At 37.4% G+C, this 19,051-nt stretch carries 15 protein-coding genes; 10 read left to right on the top strand and 5 right to left on the bottom strand.

Features of this window, described 5'->3' with window-relative positions:
- The first annotated feature begins 53 nt into the window (after window positions 1–53).
- The 4 genes from ACKTS5_RS06410 to ACKTS5_RS06395 all read left to right on the top strand — a co-directional run bounded on the left by ACKTS5_RS06410 (window position 54) and on the right by ACKTS5_RS06395 (window position 3,465).
- Window positions 54–968 (top strand): sterol desaturase family protein, encoded by a 915-nt coding sequence (locus tag ACKTS5_RS06410; protein WP_408043022.1) that lies wholly within the window; start codon window positions 54–56, stop codon window positions 966–968.
- Window positions 969–988: 20 nt separating this feature from the next.
- Window positions 989–1,918: a sterol desaturase family protein gene (locus ACKTS5_RS06405; protein WP_408043021.1), complete on the top strand. Its 930-nt coding sequence runs from the start codon at window positions 989–991 to the stop codon at window positions 1,916–1,918.
- A 102-nt stretch (window positions 1,919–2,020) separates the two neighbouring features.
- On the top strand, window positions 2,021–2,650 hold the full coding sequence (locus ACKTS5_RS06400) for an outer membrane beta-barrel protein (RefSeq protein WP_408043020.1): 630 nt from the start codon (window positions 2,021–2,023) through the stop codon (window positions 2,648–2,650).
- 188 nt (window positions 2,651–2,838) lie between these two features.
- Entirely contained in the window at window positions 2,839–3,465 is a 627-nt protein-coding gene (locus ACKTS5_RS06395) for an outer membrane beta-barrel protein (protein ID WP_408043019.1), read from the top strand.
- Between the two features lie 52 nt (window positions 3,466–3,517).
- On the opposite strand, the gene ACKTS5_RS06390 is transcribed toward ACKTS5_RS06395, so the two are convergent.
- The 4 genes from ACKTS5_RS06390 to ACKTS5_RS06375 form a co-directional block, all read right to left on the bottom strand.
- Entirely contained in the window at window positions 3,518–4,615 is a 1,098-nt protein-coding gene (locus ACKTS5_RS06390) for a methyltransferase (protein WP_408043018.1), read from the bottom strand.
- 5 nt (window positions 4,616–4,620) lie between these two features.
- On the bottom strand, window positions 4,621–6,393 hold the full coding sequence (locus ACKTS5_RS06385; protein WP_408043017.1) for an O-antigen ligase family protein: 1,773 nt from the start codon (window positions 6,391–6,393) through the stop codon (window positions 4,621–4,623).
- Window positions 6,394–6,404: 11 nt separating this feature from the next.
- Window positions 6,405–7,916, bottom strand: a complete 1,512-nt coding sequence (locus tag ACKTS5_RS06380) for an FMN-binding glutamate synthase family protein (RefSeq protein ID WP_408043016.1) — start codon at window positions 7,914–7,916, stop codon at window positions 6,405–6,407.
- A 96-nt stretch (window positions 7,917–8,012) separates the two neighbouring features.
- Window positions 8,013–8,264 (bottom strand): type B 50S ribosomal protein L31, encoded by a 252-nt coding sequence (locus ACKTS5_RS06375; RefSeq protein ID WP_100925256.1) that lies wholly within the window; start codon window positions 8,262–8,264, stop codon window positions 8,013–8,015.
- Window positions 8,265–8,451: 187 nt separating this feature from the next.
- Between ACKTS5_RS06375 and ACKTS5_RS06370 the strand changes: the two genes are divergently transcribed.
- The 5 genes from ACKTS5_RS06370 (at window position 8,452) to rlmB (ending at window position 16,829) form a co-directional block, all read left to right on the top strand.
- The gene (locus ACKTS5_RS06370; RefSeq protein ID WP_408043015.1) at window positions 8,452–9,495 is read left to right on the top strand and encodes a glutaminyl-peptide cyclotransferase; all 1,044 of its coding nucleotides are present in this window, start codon (window positions 8,452–8,454) and stop codon (window positions 9,493–9,495) included.
- Between the two features lie 57 nt (window positions 9,496–9,552).
- A complete protein-coding gene (locus ACKTS5_RS06365; protein WP_408043014.1) occupies window positions 9,553–11,049 on the top strand; it encodes a hypothetical protein in 1,497 nt (498 codons plus the stop codon).
- Between the two features lie 257 nt (window positions 11,050–11,306).
- On the top strand, window positions 11,307–14,516 hold the full coding sequence (locus tag ACKTS5_RS06360; RefSeq protein ID WP_408043013.1) for a SusC/RagA family TonB-linked outer membrane protein: 3,210 nt from the start codon (window positions 11,307–11,309) through the stop codon (window positions 14,514–14,516).
- 16 nt (window positions 14,517–14,532) lie between these two features.
- Window positions 14,533–16,014, top strand: coding sequence for a RagB/SusD family nutrient uptake outer membrane protein (locus ACKTS5_RS06355; RefSeq protein ID WP_408043012.1), 1,482 nt, complete (start codon window positions 14,533–14,535; stop codon window positions 16,012–16,014).
- 77 nt (window positions 16,015–16,091) lie between these two features.
- On the top strand, window positions 16,092–16,829 hold the full coding sequence (gene rlmB, locus ACKTS5_RS06350; protein ID WP_408043011.1) for a 23S rRNA (guanosine(2251)-2'-O)-methyltransferase RlmB: 738 nt from the start codon (window positions 16,092–16,094) through the stop codon (window positions 16,827–16,829).
- A gap of 20 nt (window positions 16,830–16,849) precedes the next feature.
- Here rlmB and ACKTS5_RS06345 read toward each other — a convergent pair whose 3' ends face one another.
- Window positions 16,850–17,629, bottom strand: a complete 780-nt coding sequence (locus ACKTS5_RS06345) for a rhomboid family intramembrane serine protease (RefSeq protein WP_408043010.1) — start codon at window positions 17,627–17,629, stop codon at window positions 16,850–16,852.
- Between the two features lie 120 nt (window positions 17,630–17,749).
- Between ACKTS5_RS06345 and ACKTS5_RS06340 the strand changes: the two genes are divergently transcribed.
- The gene (locus tag ACKTS5_RS06340) at window positions 17,750–19,021 is read left to right on the top strand and encodes a replication-associated recombination protein A (protein ID WP_408043009.1); all 1,272 of its coding nucleotides are present in this window, start codon (window positions 17,750–17,752) and stop codon (window positions 19,019–19,021) included.
- The last annotated feature ends 30 nt before the right edge of the window (window positions 19,022–19,051 follow it).

Raw genomic sequence — 19,051 nt, 5'->3', positions numbered from 1 at the left:
GCAGCTCGGTAATCAAATAAATCTATATTTGTATTTATTTAGACTGAATAAAAATGAACTTAACCCTACTATTTGAAGAAATGCAAGGAAAATTTGCATTCATCTTCCTTTTTTCTGTCGTCATCGAGTGGCTAGTCCTTGTCATAAATCACAAAATAAACAGCAATAAAGGAGGCCTCGTTAACCTCCTCTCCTATTTTGTTGAATTACTTCCGTACTTTGTATTGGATGTTTTCTTTTTTGGTCTGATGGTCTGGTTTTACCATTACCGCCTGTTTGATTTAGGCAATGCTTGGTACATCTGGATACTTTGTTACCTCTTATACGACTTGTTGTTCTACATCATACATTACTTAGGACATCGCGTTCGCTTTTTTTGGTGTATTCACGGGGTGCATCACACCGCAGAAGAAATGAAATTAACCGTTGCTGTACGAGGCTCTTTCTTTGGATTTTTATTAACTCCCCACAACACCTTATGGCTGCCCCTACTTGGCTTTGATCCTTTTATGGTATTAATTGTAGACGGCATTGCGAAAATATACGGACTGTTTGAGCACGTTAACGAACATTTTATCAGTGCCAAAGGTGGATGGATTGAAAAATTATTTATCACTCCCTCAGCGCATCGTGTGCACCATTCTAAAAACCACGTGTATCTGGACCGCAATTACGGAGAAACCTTTTCCTTTTGGGATCATTTGTTTGGTACTTTCCAAAAAGAGCTGGAACAAGAAACCCCAACCTATGGTATGATGGACGACAAAATTGACGGTACAAATCTATGGCAGGTACAAACCATATTGTGGAAAGAGCTATGGCATGATGTAAAAACCGCTCCTAGCTTCAAAGACAAACTCAATTACCTTATCAAACCTCCCGGATGGAACCATGTAGATGGCGGTAAATTCGCGGAGGAATTCAGAGCTGAAGCTCTCGAAAAATTAAAAACATCAAACAATCAATAAACCCTTAATTTAAACTAATCATGAATTTAACTTCCGTAGAGTTCTTTGCTGAAAGTGCTCAACACACTAGCGTACTGGTATTGGTACTTATGATCGTGGAATGGATAGTACTTATTGCCATCAATGTAGTAGAAGAGAAAAAAGAAGGTATGGTCAGTATTGCATCTTATCTCATACAGAGTATTCCGTATTTTTTACTTTCAAAGCTCATGATCGTAGGCACCATGTATTGGCTTTACAGTCACCGTATCTTCGATCTCAGTTTTGCCTGGTATATTTGGATTATCGCCTATCTGGTGTATGATTTTATGGTCTTTTTTATTCACTATATGGGACACCGCGTTCGCTTCTTATGGTGCATTCACGGTGTACATCACACCGCTGAAGAAATGAACCTGACCGTAGTCGCAAGAGGCTCAATATTCGATTTCTTTTTCACTCCTCATAACTTTACCTGGCTCCCCATATTAGGCTTTCACCCTCTAATGATATTCTGTATTGAACCCGTAGCCCGTTTATACGCCACCTATTCGCACTTAAGTGAACGTTTTGTAGGTAAACATAAATGGCTAGAAAAGCTATTCATCACTCCTTCGGTGCACAGAGTACATCATGCCAAAAATCCTATTTACCTCGATAGAAACTACGGTGAAACCTTTAGCATTTGGGACCGAATTTTTAAAACCTTTCAGACCCAATTGCCCGATGTAAAAATCGATTACGGAATTATGCATGATCAATTAGATAGCACGAGTATTTGGGACGTTCAATTTTTACTTTGGAAAGAACTTTGGACGGATGTCAAAAATGCTCCCACGTTTAAGGATAAAATTAACTACCTCATCCAACCTCCTGGATGGAATCATATAGATGGCGGTAAACTAGCGGAAGTATACAGGTCAGAAGCTTGGAACTCTCGGAGTTTAAACCCCACAACAATAAATGATTAGATGTGCCCTTCTATTCATAAACCGGTCGAATTTTAACAAAATTTTACCGGTTTATCTTAGCTTTTACCCGTAAATTAGTCAAAAATTGTTAAACATCTTGTTATGAAAAAATTAGCTATCATAGCCATGACTATTTTTGCCATTGGTGCAAAAGCTCAAGAAAAATCATCCACTACAACCGCTATCCAATCGGGTACTTGGAACACACAAGCTAACCTGAACTTCTTTTCTTCCAATCAAGAAAATAATCAAGCAGAAGTAAGCAACAGTAATTTTGGTTTAAACGCCACGTTTGGATACGCAGTTTCCAAAAACCTTGAAATTGGATTAGGAGCAGGTTACAATACCAACACCACAGAAAACAAACTCCTTACCAATACCAATGAAATCACACGTCGAGACTTTACAATTAACGCCTATATCAAGAAGTATGTTTTCATCATTCCCAATCTCGCATTAACAGCACAAGGAACGATCAGTTACGGCGGTGGTGTTATGGAGTACAACAACGACACGACCCAAGACGACCTAACTACCTATGCCATTCAATTGGTACCTGGGCTTAGCTATTTCGCTACTGAACATTTAGCCATTACTGCGCAAATTGGTAACATCTCTTACAGACATACCAAGACAGAATTTCAAAACATTCCAGAACCTGTAAAAAGAGATGATTTCGGTGTCAATCTAAACATGTCAAACATCACTTTAGGCATCGCTTATTATTGGTAGCATGCTCCGTGAAACAACATCATTCCCTGCCTCGTATGAGCGCAGGGATTTTTTATGGGACGAACACAGCTCATCCGACACTCATACTTAAAACATGGATTAAGCAACTAAAATGGTCGTTTGGGAAAGTTTCGAGAACAGTTACTTCTACAAATTGTAGTTTTAAGTTCATTCTAATACTTTAAACTATGAAAAAATTTACAAGCATCGTCCTGTTCCTTTTAACATTACAGGCATTCACCCAACAATCTGATCAAAGTGGAAAGTTCATTAATGCTGGGGTCTGGAATACCTCATTAGCTATCAATATCTTTTCGGACACTGACAAACAACCAGCACTGACCTCAAAAAACAATCATTATGGTGCTCAACTCAGTACAGGATATTTTGTTTCAAAAAACACAGAGGTCGGATTGGGAGTTGGCTATAATTATCAAAATTCTGAATACACAGGGCTCAATGCACAAGGAAGAAAAAAATCGTCATATACGATCAATACCTACCTAAAAAAATACTTATTTATTTTACCCAAATTTGCATTCAGTGCACAAGGTAGCTTTGTCTACAGCTATGGAGATGAACGAATAACTCCGTCCAACACCAACATTAAAGCACATACAATTCAGCTTCGCATTACCCCCGGTATCAACTACTTTATCAATGATAACTTAGCTTTACAAGCCGAATTTGGATCTATTGCATATAGCCATACAAGTAATACCTACACAGCATCCAATGCAAAAGGGTCTCGTGACAATTTTGTTTTTAACCTCAATATGTCAAATTTCTACTGGGGAATCACCTATTACTGGTAGGCATAAAATCCATTTAGCATCCTGAATGTTAAGTGGATTTTATTACCGCTATCTACGAACACTCGTAAATTTCAAACTTGTGATTCTGAGCTATATTTCGGACCTTACTAAATATTGTGGTCAAATGCGTTTGATAATTCAGGTGTTTATTTGCCACTAAAACGAATCTTCCTGTCGGTTTCAGGCAGCGTTCAACTCCCCTAAATAAGGAAATGCTCACTTCTATATTATTTTCGTGTTCAAAGTGAAAAGGAGGATTTGAAATCACCAAATCGAATTGATTATCCGGAAGCTCTTCTAGGGTATTTGCGCAGATAAATTCGGATGATTCTCCGCTATCATTAAGTGCCGCTGAAGCAGTTGCCAAGTTGAAGTCATCGACATAGGTAACAGCGATACTATCAGATTTCTCTCGTAAAAATTTCCCTAAAATTCCATTACCACAGGCTAAATCTAGCGCTCTCAACGGTTGGTCTATTTCAGAAGTATTTAACGAAAATTCATCCATTAAAAATTGAGTACCTATATCAACACCTCCTGACGAAAATACCCCGTAATACTGCTGTAAACCTCCCAATATATCACTTACAGGTTTCACGAACGCTGTAATTTGTTTATCGCTGGCTACTTTAGGAGATTTTAAGACTAACAAACGCGCTTTTTTCCAAGCTTTCGATTGGCTCACATCGCTAAAGTACTTCTCAGCTATGCGGAGCATCGACTTTGAAAAATACTTTGTCATAAAACAGCAAACTGCTTCCGTATTCGCTGTTGAACCTCGGTGAATTTGTGCTAAAAAAAATTCGAACAACTCTAATGATTTTGGTACTTTTATCAAAGCCAAATCAACATTTTCAAGCATGTCCAATGGGGTTTTTAATACGATATCCGGACTGATTCCATTGTTCTTCAAATTCTCGCGGATAGCTCTTTGCTGACTGGCATAGGTCCAAATGGTTGTTAGCTCACTGTTGCGTATGCAACAATTCCATACTCCAAAACGGTCATTAAAAAGGTGAATGTGATTCGCTTCGCGATTTTCTATATACGACAATGCCAATAGTTCTGCGTTACTCCACGCCTGTAAGGATCTATCGTTAGTTTTCGGGTAGCGTTCTAACTGAACTTGTTCTATAGGTTGAATATTCAATGGGTCTAATTCGTTTTCTGATTAATGCTCTGGTGTTTGATCTTTGCATTCACACCAATTCCAATCCCCAAAAATACCCAAAAATTAATGATTGAAGAAAGCATCGCAGCATTCGTTATTCCCGTTACAGCATAACCGAGCACAACGACGAAACAGCAAAGGCAAATCAACTCCACCGGTCGCATCAATGACAACTTAAAAAGCAACTTTAAACTATCAAATAAATACCATGACAATAGTAGGATAAACAAGACCAGGGCCAACACTCCAAACTCAACTCCAATTTGGATATACAAAGAGTGTGCGCTAGTACAAAAAGAGTTACTAATCATTCCAAAAGTCTTAATTCTACTAACATAATCATCATTAGGATAGGCCAATGGAAAACAATCGGCTCCATACCCAAACGTAAGCACATCCTTGAATAGGGGTAAGCTCTGTCCCCACAACATCCCCCTTCCTGAAATCAACGAATTTCTTCTATTCAAATAGTCTATCTTAGGTGCATTTTTAATCGGTAACAATCTTCCTTTATCATATATATAAATTCCTTGTTTATCAATTACTAATGGTAAGTTTGCCCAATTGTCATAAATCAAGTTTAAAATTTTCTTCTTTTCCTTTTGAAAAAAAGAAAATTTCAAAAAGGAAAACTCTTTATTAGTAAAACCAAGAGTATCATTTCCTATTTTATGAACTTTTTGAGATTCCCCAAATTTATTTAAAAAGCTTAATTTATTTGAATCATTTATCTTTATATGTAATTCAGGTCTATCATACGACACTACTTTAAGTACATTATATTCAACTTCTAACTTCTTTAAATTTGAAACAGCAATTGATTTTATAGCCATATTATTCAGACTATTATCTTCCGAATTCATACTTCCTAAAAAAAAGTATAAAAAAATTGAAACTACTAGAATTCTTAGACTCTTTTTTACTAACTCTCTATTTCTGATTCCTAATATGCTAATCACAATTAACAAAATCATACAATAGGTCACATTTGCTGCTCTCGAACCAGAAGCCACTAGATTGAAATACACCAATGAATATCCTAGAAACAACAGATAGCCTAATTGCTTTTTTGAATTAAGTAAAAACAAAAAATACGCCACAAGACTATTACACAACATAAAAACACCGTAATAATTTGTATTGTATGCCAATGCATATACAGTTCCGGTTTCAAGTTTCTCAATGATCATTTTCAAACCTGAATGAAAAATCACTTTTTCAAAGTAAGGTCGTATATCCAAATCAAAATACTGAAGTACTCCGATAACACTCATAATTATTGCGGCCATAAAAACTACATAGAATAACCGGATCATTGCTTTTACCGAATACAACATTGCAGCACTAGTAACAAGTATAACATAGCTTAACCACACTAACATTCCTTGATATGATTCCGCCCCACCGAGAAGACTATACCCTCTAAAAGGTGAAAAAATCGAAGAAATTAGTATTAAAAAGGCAAAAGCAACTAACAATACCCGGTACTTCAATACTAAACGAAGTTTCTTTTTAGGTAACAAAACAACCATAAAAAAACTTAAAATTATTAGGACAATTCCTTTGTAATAATGAAATATATCAAAGTTACCTTTTGGATACGGAAAGGCTTTAAATTCCCAAGATTCAGGCGGTCTTTTCTCGATGTGAAGTCTTAAAACAAATGGGAGTCCTCCTACCACTAGAGCGAGCAATAAAAAATTCCAATTAGCTCTCTTTTGAAAAAAAGCAGTAAGTTTTGTGGTTGCAGTTTGCATAGTTGATGGCATTACAAATTATAGTACTCTTGCAAACTCTTGATAGTATTGTCTTCCATACGACGATACACGTGATTTGCTGAGAGCTCACCGACATTATTTTTCCCCATTGCTGCCACCACTTCCTTTACCGCAGCAATCGTTTTTTGATGGTAGTTTCTAACACGGACATTCTTGTCTTCAACGACTAAAGCCGCCACCAAGTCTTCATTTTGAGTAGCAACTCCAACAGGACAAGAATCCAAATTACATTCCCTAGCCTGAATGCATCCCAAGCTCAGCATAAAACTTCTAGCCATACCGATAGCGTCGGCCCCTAGCGCTAAATATTTAACAACATCAAAGGCATCCACAGCTTTACCACTGGCAATAATTCTTACTTGAGATCGAATACCGTATTTTTTTAGTGTTTTATCTGTAAAAATCAATCCTTCAATTAAAGGACTCCCTATGTAATTGGTAAATTCTAAAGGTGCTGAACCAGTACCTCCTTCACCTCCATCGACGGCAATGAAATCAGGATAATTGTTCTCTGAAGCAAAATATTGTATCATCTCTTCAAGTTCTTGCTGATCTCCTACGCAGAATTTTATTCCCACAGGTTTCCCTCCTGACAATTCTCGAACTTGTTGGATAAACCCCAGCATTTCTTTGAAATTACTAAAAGCAGCGTGCTTTGGAGGAGAATCTACGCGTGTAAAGGGTGCTACCGAACGAATTGCCGCAATCTCTTCTGTGTTTTTCTTAGCAGGTAAAATACCTCCATGTCCTGGCTTTGCCCCTTGCGAAAATTTAATTTCTATCATTTTTACTTCAGGGCGTAGCGCATTCTCCTGAAAAATTTCTCTATCAAATACACGTTTTCCTTCTACCGTTTTTCCTGCACCAAAATAACCCGTTCCTATTTGGAATATCAAATCTCCTCCTTGGAGATGATAAGGTGAAATACCTCCCTCTCCAGTATTGTGTGCGAAATTTGCCATTTTAGCACCTTGATTTAATGCCTTTATGGCATTCTTACTCAGGGAGCCAAAAGACATTGCTGAAATATTGATAAGTGATGCCGAATACGGTTGTTTACATTTATCGGAACCAATTAAAACGCGTTCTCCCTGAATATCATGATGATCCGTAGGAAACAATGAATGCTTTAAAAACTCATATCCTTTACTGTATACATTGTGCTGCGTTCCAAAAGGAATCGTTTCTAATTCTCTTTTTGATCGCTGATAAACAATACTGCGTTTTTCGCGGTTAATGGGAGTACCATTTAAGTCGTCTTCTATAAAATACTGTTGAATTTTCTCTCGCTCCTCCTCAAACACCCAACGAAGCCTTGCAACCACAGGAAAGGCACGCATCAACGAATGTTTCTTTTGAAAAAATGCATCGTAATAAGCAAGCAGCGTAGTCAGGGATGCCAAACACAACATTAAATAGGTACCGGTATCAGGAATAAAATATACCAATACACCACAAAGAACAGTCACTGCAGTGACCACAAATAAAATAGTATCTCTCATTGTTATTTTTTTTACGCCTAGCTAAAATACAAGATTTACGGCATAAAAAAAGCTCTGATTAAAATCAGAGCTTTCGTATATACTGTACTAACTAAATTACTTTTTGAATTTAGCGTATTTGTTTTTGAACTTGTCAATACGTCCAGCAGTATCTACTAACTTAGACTTACCTGTATAGAAAGGGTGAGAAGTTCTAGAAATTTCCAACTTCACTAATGGATACTCTACTCCTTCCACTTCTAAAGTTTCTTTAGTATTTGCAGTTGAACGAGTTAAAAATACATCTCCGTTAGACATATCTTTAAATGCAACCATTCTATAATTTTCTGGGTGTATACCTTTTTTCATCTTGTAATAACTTTATATTTTAGTTGAATTTATTTAAAATTGGTAAAGTTTTAAACGCCTTCAGTAAAAATCAAAAACCTGCAATGGCTATTTGAGGGTGCAAATTTAACCCTTTTTTTTAAATTCCAATAAATAAATTGCTTTAATTTGTAGTACACAAATTAAAATTGAATTCAAACTAAACATCATGCGCTTAAAAAATATACTATCTCTAGGGGCTTTAACTTTTTTAATCTTAACTTCCTGTAGTGAAAGCAACTACAAATTTAAGCTTCAAGCCACAGCAAAAACTACCTTAGGTAAAAAAGCCGCAGTTAAATTTGAACAACTCAAAGGAGAAGCAATTGATTCGGTGCTCTTGTACGTCGATGGTAAACGTATCAATACGTCAGAGACTAGTATGGAATTTAACACAGACGAATACGGTGTAGGAAAACACGTGGTCACAGCTATTGCCTTTTACCCAAACAAAAGTAAGAAATTATACCGCACAGTTGAGATTACGGCTCCTAAAGCACCGAAAATCTATACCTACACTTTAGTTAACACCTACCCGCACGATAAAAAGGCCTATACTCAAGGCTTAGAATACCACAATGGTTTTCTTTATGAAACTACGGGGAAACGAGGAAAATCGACCTTGCGCAAAGTTGAGATTCCCACCGGAAAAGTGTTACAAAAACTTGACCTTGATAAGCGTTACTTCGGAGAGGGGTTAACCATCCACAATAATAAAATCTATTGGTTGACTTGGCAAGCGAGAAAAGGATTTATTTACGATCTAGAAAGCTTTGAGAAGCTCGGAAAATTCGATTACGACAAGAGTAATGAAGGTTGGGGACTTACTCATAATAATAATGAAATTCTCAAATCTGATGGATCTAACAAAATATGGTTTTTAGATCCCAACAACTTAAAAGAAAAAAAGAGCATCCAGGCGTATACACACAAATCACCTGTTAATGAACTCAACGAATTGGAGCTCATCAACGGTAAATTATTCGCCAATAAATGGAAACAGAATTCTATAGTGATTATCGATCCTGCTACTGGAATTGTTGAAGGAATACTAGATCTCAGTGAATTGAGCAAACTGGTACAGGCAGAGCAACGTCTCGTAGATGAAGATGAAGTACTTAACGGAATTGCCTACAACCCTGAAAACAATCATCTGTACGTGACTGGAAAACACTGGGGGAAATTGTTCGAAATTAAAATTAACGAACAATAATCCGACCCTAGTCAGGTTATATTATACATATAGTTCAACTAATACCAGCACCCTTCTATGCGATATGTTTTAGTCCTTTTACTTCTGATAAGCGTTTTTATCAACAGTGCCTGTCGAAAAGACTTCGATACCATTCCTAGTTACGGTTCTTTAGAGTTCTCTAAAGACACTGTATTTTTGGATACCATTTTTAGTAATATCGGTTCGGCGACTTACAATTTAAAAGTCTATAATCGGGGGAAATCGGCCATTACCATCCCAGAAATCAAACTTCAAAACGGTAACAGTTCTAACTACCGACTCAATGTAGACGGAGTTCCAGATAAAGAATTTAAAAACGTTGTTATTTTACCTAATGATAGCATATATGTTTTCATTGAAACCACCATCGATTTTAGCAGTGTTACCGATCCCCTATACACCGATAAATTACTCTTTGACAACGGTAACAACCAGCAAGATGTAGACCTCGTCACCTTGGTAAAGGATGCCCATTTTATTTTCCCATCAAAAACCGCTGCCGGTATTGAAACACTTACTATTGACGGAAAAAAAACAGCCATTCAAGGACGCTTTTTAAAAGATAGTGAACTTAATTTTACCGCAGACAAGCCCTATGTCATCTACGGATATGCTGCTGTGCCAGCCAATAAGACATTAAACATTGCTCCAGGCGCGACTCTACATTTCCACAGAAACTCAGGACTCATTGCCGACAAGCAAGGGAGCATAGTGGCCAAGGGAACTAAAGACAAAAAAATTCAATTTGTAGGCGATCGGTTGGAACATCGATTCGATCGCGTACCTGGACAATGGGGAACTATTTGGTTACGTGAAGGAAGTACAGCCAACGAATTTGAGCATATCGTAATCAAGAATGGTATTGTAGGCCTTTTAGTCGATGGTTTAGATGCTACGAAGACATCTTTACAAATCAAAAATGCAGAAATATACAATAACTCCAGTTATGGTATTCTGGGTAGACATACCAGTATCCAAGGGGAAAACCTGGTAATTGGAAATACTGGGCAGTCCTCATTAGCGTGTACCTTTGGTGGGCGTTACGAATTTACCCACGCCACATTTGCCAACTTTTGGAACAACAGCTTACGACAACTCCCTGCTGTAATTGTAAACAATCACATCACATATAAAGACAACAGCGGCAAAGAAATCACTGAAACTAGGGATTTGATAAAAGCTTCGTTTAGCAATTGTATTATGACGGGGAACAACAATATTGAATTCATCTTGGATCGTCTTGCTGGAACGCAGTTTAATTACCAAATAAACAGCAATCTCATCCAATTCAACGACCTCAACGGTACCTTTAAAAACAACAACGAACTCAATTTCAACAATACGGTTCACTACAGCAATATCGTACTCAATAAAGACGCTCAATTTAAAGATCCGTCAAAAAGTGACTTTACTATTGGTAAAAATAGTGCTGCGATTAACAAAGGTATTCCCACAAGTGTTACTACAGATATTTTGGAAAAACCGAGAACACCGACCATAGATTTGGGTGCCTATCAACATTCCGACTTTTAATTTTTTATATTCCTTTTAACGAATAGTTAACATTTATTTAATACAGCATTCAAACAAAATGCTAATTAATTAAAAAACAACCAGATAAAAGAAAAAAAGCAGTTTATTAAAATTGTTTTTTTTCTTTTATTTTTTTCTAAATGTTTCTTTAAATCCTTTATCAATAAAGGACTTTAAAGAGATTTTTTTTGTTAAAAAATTGTTTCTTTAAGATTTATTTAAGATTTTAGCAACTAATTAATTCAAATAATTATATAATGAGAACAAAGTTTAATGGAATTTTAACGCTTTTGTTAGCGTTGGTTGTGCACGTCTCGTTTGCACAAGACAGAACGATTTCAGGTACTGTTTCTGATGAATCAGGTCCATTACCTGGGGTTACAGTTTTGAAAAAAGGTACCACCCAAGGTACTGAGACCGACTTTGACGGAAACTACTCAGTAAAAGCGAGTACAGGAGATGTTCTTGTATTTAGTTTTGTGGGTATGAAATCTGTTGAGAGAACAGTTGGTGCTTCAAATCAAATCAATGTTCTTCTAGAAAACGACAACTTACTTGAAGAGGTAATTGTTGTTGGATATGGAACGTCTACCAAGCAAGCCTATACGGGTACTGCGAAAGTGGTAAAAGCTGAGCAATTAGAAGCGAAGTCAGTAGCCAACATTTCTCAGGCTTTAGCTGGTGAGGTTGCCGGGGTTAACGTAATCAATGTTTCTGGTCAGCCAGGTACTGCTGCGACTATTCGTATTCGTGGTTTTGGATCTGTAAACGGAAACAGAGATCCTTTATACGTAATTGACGGTGTACCTTTTGCGGGTAGTATTAACTCTATTAACCCATCTGACATCGAATCGACTACTATCCTTAAAGATGCAACTGCAACTGCAATTTATGGATCACGTGGTGCGAACGGGGTTGTATTAATTACAACTAAAGCAGGTAAGAGTGGTACTTCTTCTATCGAAGTAGATATCAAAACAGGGGTTAACTTTAGTGCTTTACCTCGTTATAACAAGATTAGCTCACCAGAAGAGTACATCGAGTTATCATGGGAAGCATTATACAACAACGCTGCTGCTGGTGGAGCTAACAATGCTGCTGCTATCGCTGCTGCAAACGCAAACTTATTCTCAGGAGCAGGTATCAACGCAAAATACAACTTGTGGAATGCCACTGCTGCTACTTTAATCAACCCAGCAACGGGAAGAGTAAACTCAGGAGTTACTAGAAAGTACGATCCAGAAAACTGGGAAGACTTCGGATTCCAAACTTCGATCAGAACGGAGGCTAACTTAAAGATGATGGGTGGAAACGATAAAACTCGTTACTTCTCTTCATTCGGTTACTTAGATGATAAAGGATACATCATCAACTCGAACTATAAGCGTTATGCTACGCGTTTAAACTTAGAGCACAAGCCTAAAGATTGGTTAACTGCAACGGCTAACTTAGGATACTCTTACGGTCAAACGATCAACAACGGACAAACTTCGGATTCAGGAAGTATCTTCTGGTTCGTTGATAACATTCCATCAATCTATCCATTATTCGAAAGAGATGCTAACGGAAACCTTATTCCTGATGCTATCTTCGGAGGTAATGTATACGATTATGGTGTAGGTCGTGGATTTGGAGCTTTAACAAACTCTATCGCTGATGCTCATTACGATTTAAGTAGATCAAGAAGACACTCTTTTAACGGTAACTTCTCATTCAAATTAGACTTTACTGATAACTTGAACTTCCAAACGAGATATGGAGCTCAATTATACAGCTTAGTTAATGATAACATTAACAACCCTTTCTACGGATCGGCACAAGCACAAGGAGGAAGCTTATTTAAGCAAAACAGAAACTTAGTTACACAAAACATTTTAAATATGTTAACGTATACTAAGTCTTTTGGAGATCACAACTTAAAAGTATTATTAGCAACGGAAGCTAACAAATACAGAAGACAAAGAAGTACATTAAGCGTTAACAAAGTAGTTAACTTACAAGGTGGATTAGACGATCCAGGAAACTATGTTAAATCAGGAGGTTTACCTGCTGGATACACAGAAGAGGAAAACTTAGAATCTTACTTTGCTCAAGTGAACTACAACTACTTAGAAAAGTACTATTTCTCTGGGTCACTTAGACGTGATGGATCATCTAGATTTGCTAAGAACAAATGGGGTACTTTCGGATCTGTTGGTTTAGCTTGGATTGTTACTAAAGAAAACTTCATGCGTAATGTTGGATTCCTTAACAACTTAAAAGCAAAAGTAAGTTACGGTTTAATCGGAGATAAAGAAGGAGTAAACTTCTACTCTGGACGTGGTGGATATACTATTGGGGTATTAAATGATGAGCCTTCTTTATCATTAAGACCTATTCAAAATGTTGATTTAACTTGGGAAACTTCGAAAATGTTCCAAGCAGGTCTTGAATTCTCTATGTTCAACAACATTTTTGAAGGTAGTTTAGATTACTATATCAAGAACACTGACGATCAAATCTTCCAAAGAAGATTACCACCATCATCAGGTGATGCTTTAATCACTGTAAATGACGGTTTATTAAGAAACAAAGGTTTTGAATTTGATTTAACAACTCACATTGTTAACAAAGAAAACTATAAGTTAGATTTCACTGTAAACGGTGAAATGTTAGATAACGAAATGATTGCAATGCCTATCGATCCTGCAACTGGACAACAAAAGGTATTAGATCAAGCTGGAAATTTTGGTAGATCTGTTGGATACTCAATTTTCGACTACTACATGAGAGAGTGGGCTGGAGTTGACCCTGCAGACGGATTAGGTATGTGGTATGTAAACTACCACGATGCTAACGGTAATGGTACTATGGATGCTGGAGAAGCAATTGGTAACTTAACAGAGTACACAAACGCTAATCCTAACAATGCTATTAGCCAAACTACTACCAAAACTTACCAAAATGCAACACAGAGATACGTAGGTAAATCTGCAATTCCAACCGTAAGAGGTGCCTTCAGAATTTCTGCAAAAATCCATAATTTTGATATCAGTACACAATTCGCTTATAGCTTAGGTGGATATGCATATGACGGTGTATATGCCGGATTAATGTCAAACACCCAAGTTGGTGGTAATAACTACAGTACTGACATCAGAAATAGATGGCGCAACCCAGGAGATGTAACAGACGTACCAAGATTGTTTAGTAACCAACAAACTAACGTAAACAGTGCTTCTACAAGATTCTTAACATCTACTGACTTTTTAGCTTTGAATAACTTGAGAATTGGTTATAGCATACCTTCTAGATTCTTAGAGAACTCTGGAGTATCTAATGTAAACTTATGGTTATCAGGTGACAACTTATTCTTATTAAGTGCAAGAGACGGATTCAACCCTGCTACATCAGAAACAGGATCTTCTAACACTTATAGATACACACCTTTAACAACCATATCTATGGGGGTAAGAGTTAAATTTTAATTAAAAAATTAAAGAAATGAAATTAAACATCAAGTTAAAAGCAATAGCCCTAGGAGGATTATTAGCTCTAGGTTATGGTTGTTCGTCAGACTTTTTAGATACACACGCTACTCAAACAATTGACTTTGAGCAGTACGGACAATCTGCTATTAAAAACCCAAAATTATTAGACGCGACACTTACAGGTTTATACTCTACCATGATTAACACTGGTACAGGTGGAACTACTGGTCACGATGATTTTGGTCAAAAAGGATACGATATCTTTAGTGATTTCTTATCTAGTGATATGGCATTATCAGTAAGTACTTACGGATGGTACAGACGTTTTACAGATTATCAAACAACCGTTGATAATACAAGAAACGAAAACTATATTCCTTGGAGATACTACTACCGTTTAATTAGAGGATGTAACGCATTTATCTCTAGTTTAGGTGGTAACGATGCAGTTCCTGCATCTGCAGAAGGTAAATACGGTATGGGACAAGCGAAAGCGATTAGAGCCTATGCATATTTTTACTTAACGCAGTTCTATATCAATGAGTACACTCCTACTTCTAAAGTATTACCTTTATTAACAGAAGCTACTCAGTCGGCTGTACCTCAAAGTACTACTCAAGAAGTGTATAACTTAATGATCAAGGATTTAACAGAGGCTATCGGATACTTAAATGGATTCAACAGAGCATCTAAAAACCAAATCAACCAAGATGTTGCTAAAGCTTTATTAGCTTATGTATACGGATCTATGAATACTGCTGATTCAAATGCTAAAGCTAAAACCTTAACTAGCGAAATCATCGCAGGAGGTTCTTACACTTTAATGAGTGGAGCTGAAGTAGTAGGTGGATTTAACGATATCAACACTCCAGGTTGGATGTGGGGATTTGACTTAACTACTGATATGGGATTTGACTTAATCTCTTGGTGGGGTCAAATGGACGTATTTACTTATAGTTACCAATGGGCTGGAGATAGAAAAGCTATCGATGCTAACTTGTTCAACGCAATTCCTGCGAATGATGCAAGAAAAGCACAGTTCTTCAACAACTCAGCTTCTGGATATCACTTAATTCCTTGGAGAAAGTTCTATGCACCAGCAAGAACTATTGGAGGACAACGTAACGTTGTAACTGATTACGTATTCATGAGAGTTGCTGAAATGTACTTGTTAAATGCTGAATTCTCTGCAAAAACTGGAGATGAAGCTACTGCTAAAACTAGCTTAAAGGCAGTTGTTAGCCAACGTGTACCAAGTGCTACTTATATCGATGCATTATCAGGACAAGCTTTATTAGACGAGATCTACTTACAAACTAGAATCGAGTTATTTGGTGAAGGTAAGAGTTACTTAGCAATGAAGCGTTTCAAAGCTACGGTTACTAGAGGGTCGAACCACTTAACTCATGTTGGTACTCCGATTCCTTATAACGATGATAGATTAACTTGGGTAATTCCTTTATCGGAAATCCAAAACAACCCATTCATCAACTAAGAATTACTTAGTGTATAAATTAGAGCCACTCCTATTTGGAGTGGCTTTTTTTATGAGAAAAGTGCTACCTTTGTCCCATGCAAGAAAATACAGTAATATTTGGGATTAGAGCCATCATTGAGGCTATTGAAAGTGGTTCGGCCATCAGTAAAGTATACCTTCAAAAAGGATTGAGAGGGGAATTGTTTTTTCAATTAGAAAAACTTTTGAAAAAACACAAAATTTCCGTGAGTATGGTGCCCACTGAAAAGTTAGATCGACTTTCGAAACACAACAACCATCAAGGCGCAGTTGCCAAAATTTCTCCAGTAGCATTTCACGAATTAGACAGTCTACTTGAAACTACGCTCGAGAAAACGGATACACCTATTTTCTTGTTACTGGATCAAGTTTCTGATGTGCGAAATTTTGGAGCCATCATTCGTACTGCTGAATGTACCGGAGTTAGTGGTATCGTGATCCAAAAAAGCGGTAGCGCTCCCGTAAATGCAGAGACTATTAAGACATCAGCCGGAGCGGCTTTTCGAGTACCCATTTGTAAGGTAGATCACATTAAAGACGCCATGTTCCAGTTTCAAGCAGCCGGAATACAACTGGTAGCAGCAACAGAAAAGACAGAAGCCTCTGTTTACGATGTCGATTTCACCAAAGGTTCAGCTATTATTATGGGATCTGAACACAAAGGAGTCAGTAATTCAGTATTAAAAATGGTTGACCATAAGGCCAAATTACCGCTACAGGGAGATATTTCTTCTTTAAATGTGTCCGTAGCTTGTGGAGCCTTTTTATACGAAGCAGTAAGACAACGATTATAACCTTGAAAAAAGCCAAAGAATTACAAATCCTTTGGCTTTTTATTTTCTTTATAGACATAACGATACGCAATGTCGTTCGTTGTATTTGATACCTTCTTTTCTTCTGTAGGTGATTCTTCAGCTTCTAAGTTAGCTTCTGGTTCCTCGTTAGTCGGTATCGGTGGAGGTACAAAATTGCCTTCTTCATCAAACATGTCGTCAAATTCATTTCTTGAAAATTCAAATTTTTCACGTACCATTCCCTTTTTACGATACAGCATAGCGAACACAGCACCCACGATAAAGCCGGATAAATGTCCTTCCCACGACATGCCCTCTTTGATGGGAAATACATACCACACCATACTTCCGTACAGGAATATTATCACAAATGAAACCGCCATCAATCGGAAGTGTTGGCGTATCAAACCGCTAAAAAAACTAAAGCTAAATAGTAAGTATACCAAAGCACTGGCCCCTATGTGATAGGCTTCACTTGCAATGATCCAAGTGAGCAATCCTGTAAACAACCCTCCTAAAAGAAATACTTTCATCGCCAGAGATCTATAAAACAACAAGACTATGGACGAGAGTACAAATAAGGGCACAGAATTGTTAAATAAGTGACTAGGACCACTGTGAATAAAAGGACTAAACACAACGCCTCTTAAACCTTTAAATGTCCTTGGAAGTACTCCGTACTTATTAAAATTTAGTCCAAAACGAATTTCAACCCAGTAAATAAACCAGATAATCAGTACTAGTATTAACGGGATAGTATATACTCGTTTTGCAATAGTTTCTGTCTTATGCTTTTCCATAATTAGTAATATACAAAAACAAGTCCAAAACACAAGAAGCGCAAAAATGGCAGAATCTGCAGTCGAACATTTCAGGTACGACGAGATTTTAGTAATTTTGAACTACCAACGTTACACATCATGTCACAACCATTAGCCGAAAGAATTCGACCTCAATCTTTAGACGATTATATTAGCCAACAACACCTTGTTGGGAAAGATGGTATCCTTACCAATCACATCAAACACGGAATTATACCATCCCTCATTTTATGGGGACCTCCTGGCATTGGAAAAACGACCTTGGCCAATATTATAGCTAAAGAATCAGCGCGTCCGTTCTATACGCTCAGTGCGATTTCTTCAGGGGTTAAAGACGTAAGGGAAGTTATTGACAAGGCAAAAAAACACAATGGCTTGTTTACAGCCAAAAACCCGATTCTCTTTATCGATGAAATTCACAGGTTTAGCAAATCACAACAGGATTCTCTTTTAGGGGCTGTTGAAAAAGGATGGGTAACCTTGGTAGGTGCTACGACAGAAAACCCGAGTTTTGAAGTGATTCCAGCCCTACTTTCACGCTGTCAGGTGTACATACTCAACTCTTTTGACAAAGATGACATGATTGCACTCATCCATAGAGCTATGGAAAAAGATGAAATACTGGCTGCCAAAAAAATTACCTTACAAGAAACAGACGCCCTACTCCAAGTATCTGGAGGGGATGCCCGAAAACTTTTGAACATATTTGACTTACTCGTTGCCCCGGAAGACGAAACTGTCATCACCAATGAGTTGGTGCTTAAAAAAATTCAAAAAAACACGGTTAAATACGATAAAACAGGAGAACAACACTACGATATCGTTTCCGCGTTTATCAAATCAATACGAGGTAGTGACCCCAACGCAGCCGTGTATTGGTTAGCCCGTATGATCGAAGGGGGTGAAGATGTAAAATTTATCGCTCGTCGCATGCTTATTTTAGCTTCAGAAGATATCGGGAATGCCAATCCGACGGCTTTGATACTCGCAAATAACACTTTTCAATCGGTTGCTGTCATCGGTTATCCTGAATCTCGTATCATTTTGAGTCAATGTGCAATATACCTAGCCAATTCACCTAAAAGCAATGCTTCGTACATGGCTATAGGAGAGGCACAGCGCTTAGTTAAAGCCACCGGAGACCTTCCGGTTCCACTACACCTCCGCAATGCTCCTACCAAGCTTATGAAAGACTTAAATTACGGTAAGGAATACAAATACTCTCACAATTACCCTAACAATTTTGTAGTTCAAGAATTTATGCCTGATGAACTGAGCAACACCAAACTCTACGAACCTGGACAGAACAGCAGAGAGCAACAGTTTAGAAACCAACTGAAAGATCGCTGGAAAACGAAATACAATTATTAAGAAAAAAAGCAGTGAACGGACGCTCACTGC

Origin of the sequence: Tenacibaculum litopenaei, from assembly GCF_964514025.1 — a bacterium.
Classification (GTDB): domain Bacteria; phylum Bacteroidota; class Bacteroidia; order Flavobacteriales; family Flavobacteriaceae; genus Polaribacter; species Polaribacter litopenaei.
This window is presented reverse-complemented; position numbering and strand designations above follow the sequence as displayed.

What these genes read in the sequence shown, in the direction of transcription:
- ACKTS5_RS06410 (WP_408043022.1), top strand. Translation starts at nt 54, where the DNA reads ATGAACTTAACCCTACTATTTGAAGAAATGCAAGGAAAATTTGCATTC.
- ACKTS5_RS06360 (WP_408043013.1), top strand. Translation starts at nt 11,307, where the DNA reads ATGAGAACAAAGTTTAATGGAATTTTAACGCTTTTGTTAGCGTTGGTT.
- rlmB (WP_408043011.1), top strand. Translation starts at nt 16,092, where the DNA reads ATGCAAGAAAATACAGTAATATTTGGGATTAGAGCCATCATTGAGGCT.
- ACKTS5_RS06365 (WP_408043014.1), top strand. Translation starts at nt 9,553, where the DNA reads ATGCGATATGTTTTAGTCCTTTTACTTCTGATAAGCGTTTTTATCAAC.
- ACKTS5_RS06345 (WP_408043010.1), bottom strand. Translation starts at nt 17,629, where the DNA reads ATGGAAAAGCATAAGACAGAAACTATTGCAAAACGAGTATATACTATC.
- ACKTS5_RS06405 (WP_408043021.1), top strand. Translation starts at nt 989, where the DNA reads ATGAATTTAACTTCCGTAGAGTTCTTTGCTGAAAGTGCTCAACACACT.
- ACKTS5_RS06375 (WP_100925256.1), bottom strand. Translation starts at nt 8,264, where the DNA reads ATGAAAAAAGGTATACACCCAGAAAATTATAGAATGGTTGCATTTAAA.
- ACKTS5_RS06370 (WP_408043015.1), top strand. Translation starts at nt 8,452, where the DNA reads ATGCGCTTAAAAAATATACTATCTCTAGGGGCTTTAACTTTTTTAATC.
- ACKTS5_RS06340 (WP_408043009.1), top strand. Translation starts at nt 17,750, where the DNA reads ATGTCACAACCATTAGCCGAAAGAATTCGACCTCAATCTTTAGACGAT.
- ACKTS5_RS06395 (WP_408043019.1), top strand. Translation starts at nt 2,839, where the DNA reads ATGAAAAAATTTACAAGCATCGTCCTGTTCCTTTTAACATTACAGGCA.
- ACKTS5_RS06385 (WP_408043017.1), bottom strand. Translation starts at nt 6,393, where the DNA reads ATGCAAACTGCAACCACAAAACTTACTGCTTTTTTTCAAAAGAGAGCT.
- ACKTS5_RS06355 (WP_408043012.1), top strand. Translation starts at nt 14,533, where the DNA reads ATGAAATTAAACATCAAGTTAAAAGCAATAGCCCTAGGAGGATTATTA.
- ACKTS5_RS06400 (WP_408043020.1), top strand. Translation starts at nt 2,021, where the DNA reads ATGAAAAAATTAGCTATCATAGCCATGACTATTTTTGCCATTGGTGCA.
- ACKTS5_RS06380 (WP_408043016.1), bottom strand. Translation starts at nt 7,916, where the DNA reads ATGAGAGATACTATTTTATTTGTGGTCACTGCAGTGACTGTTCTTTGT.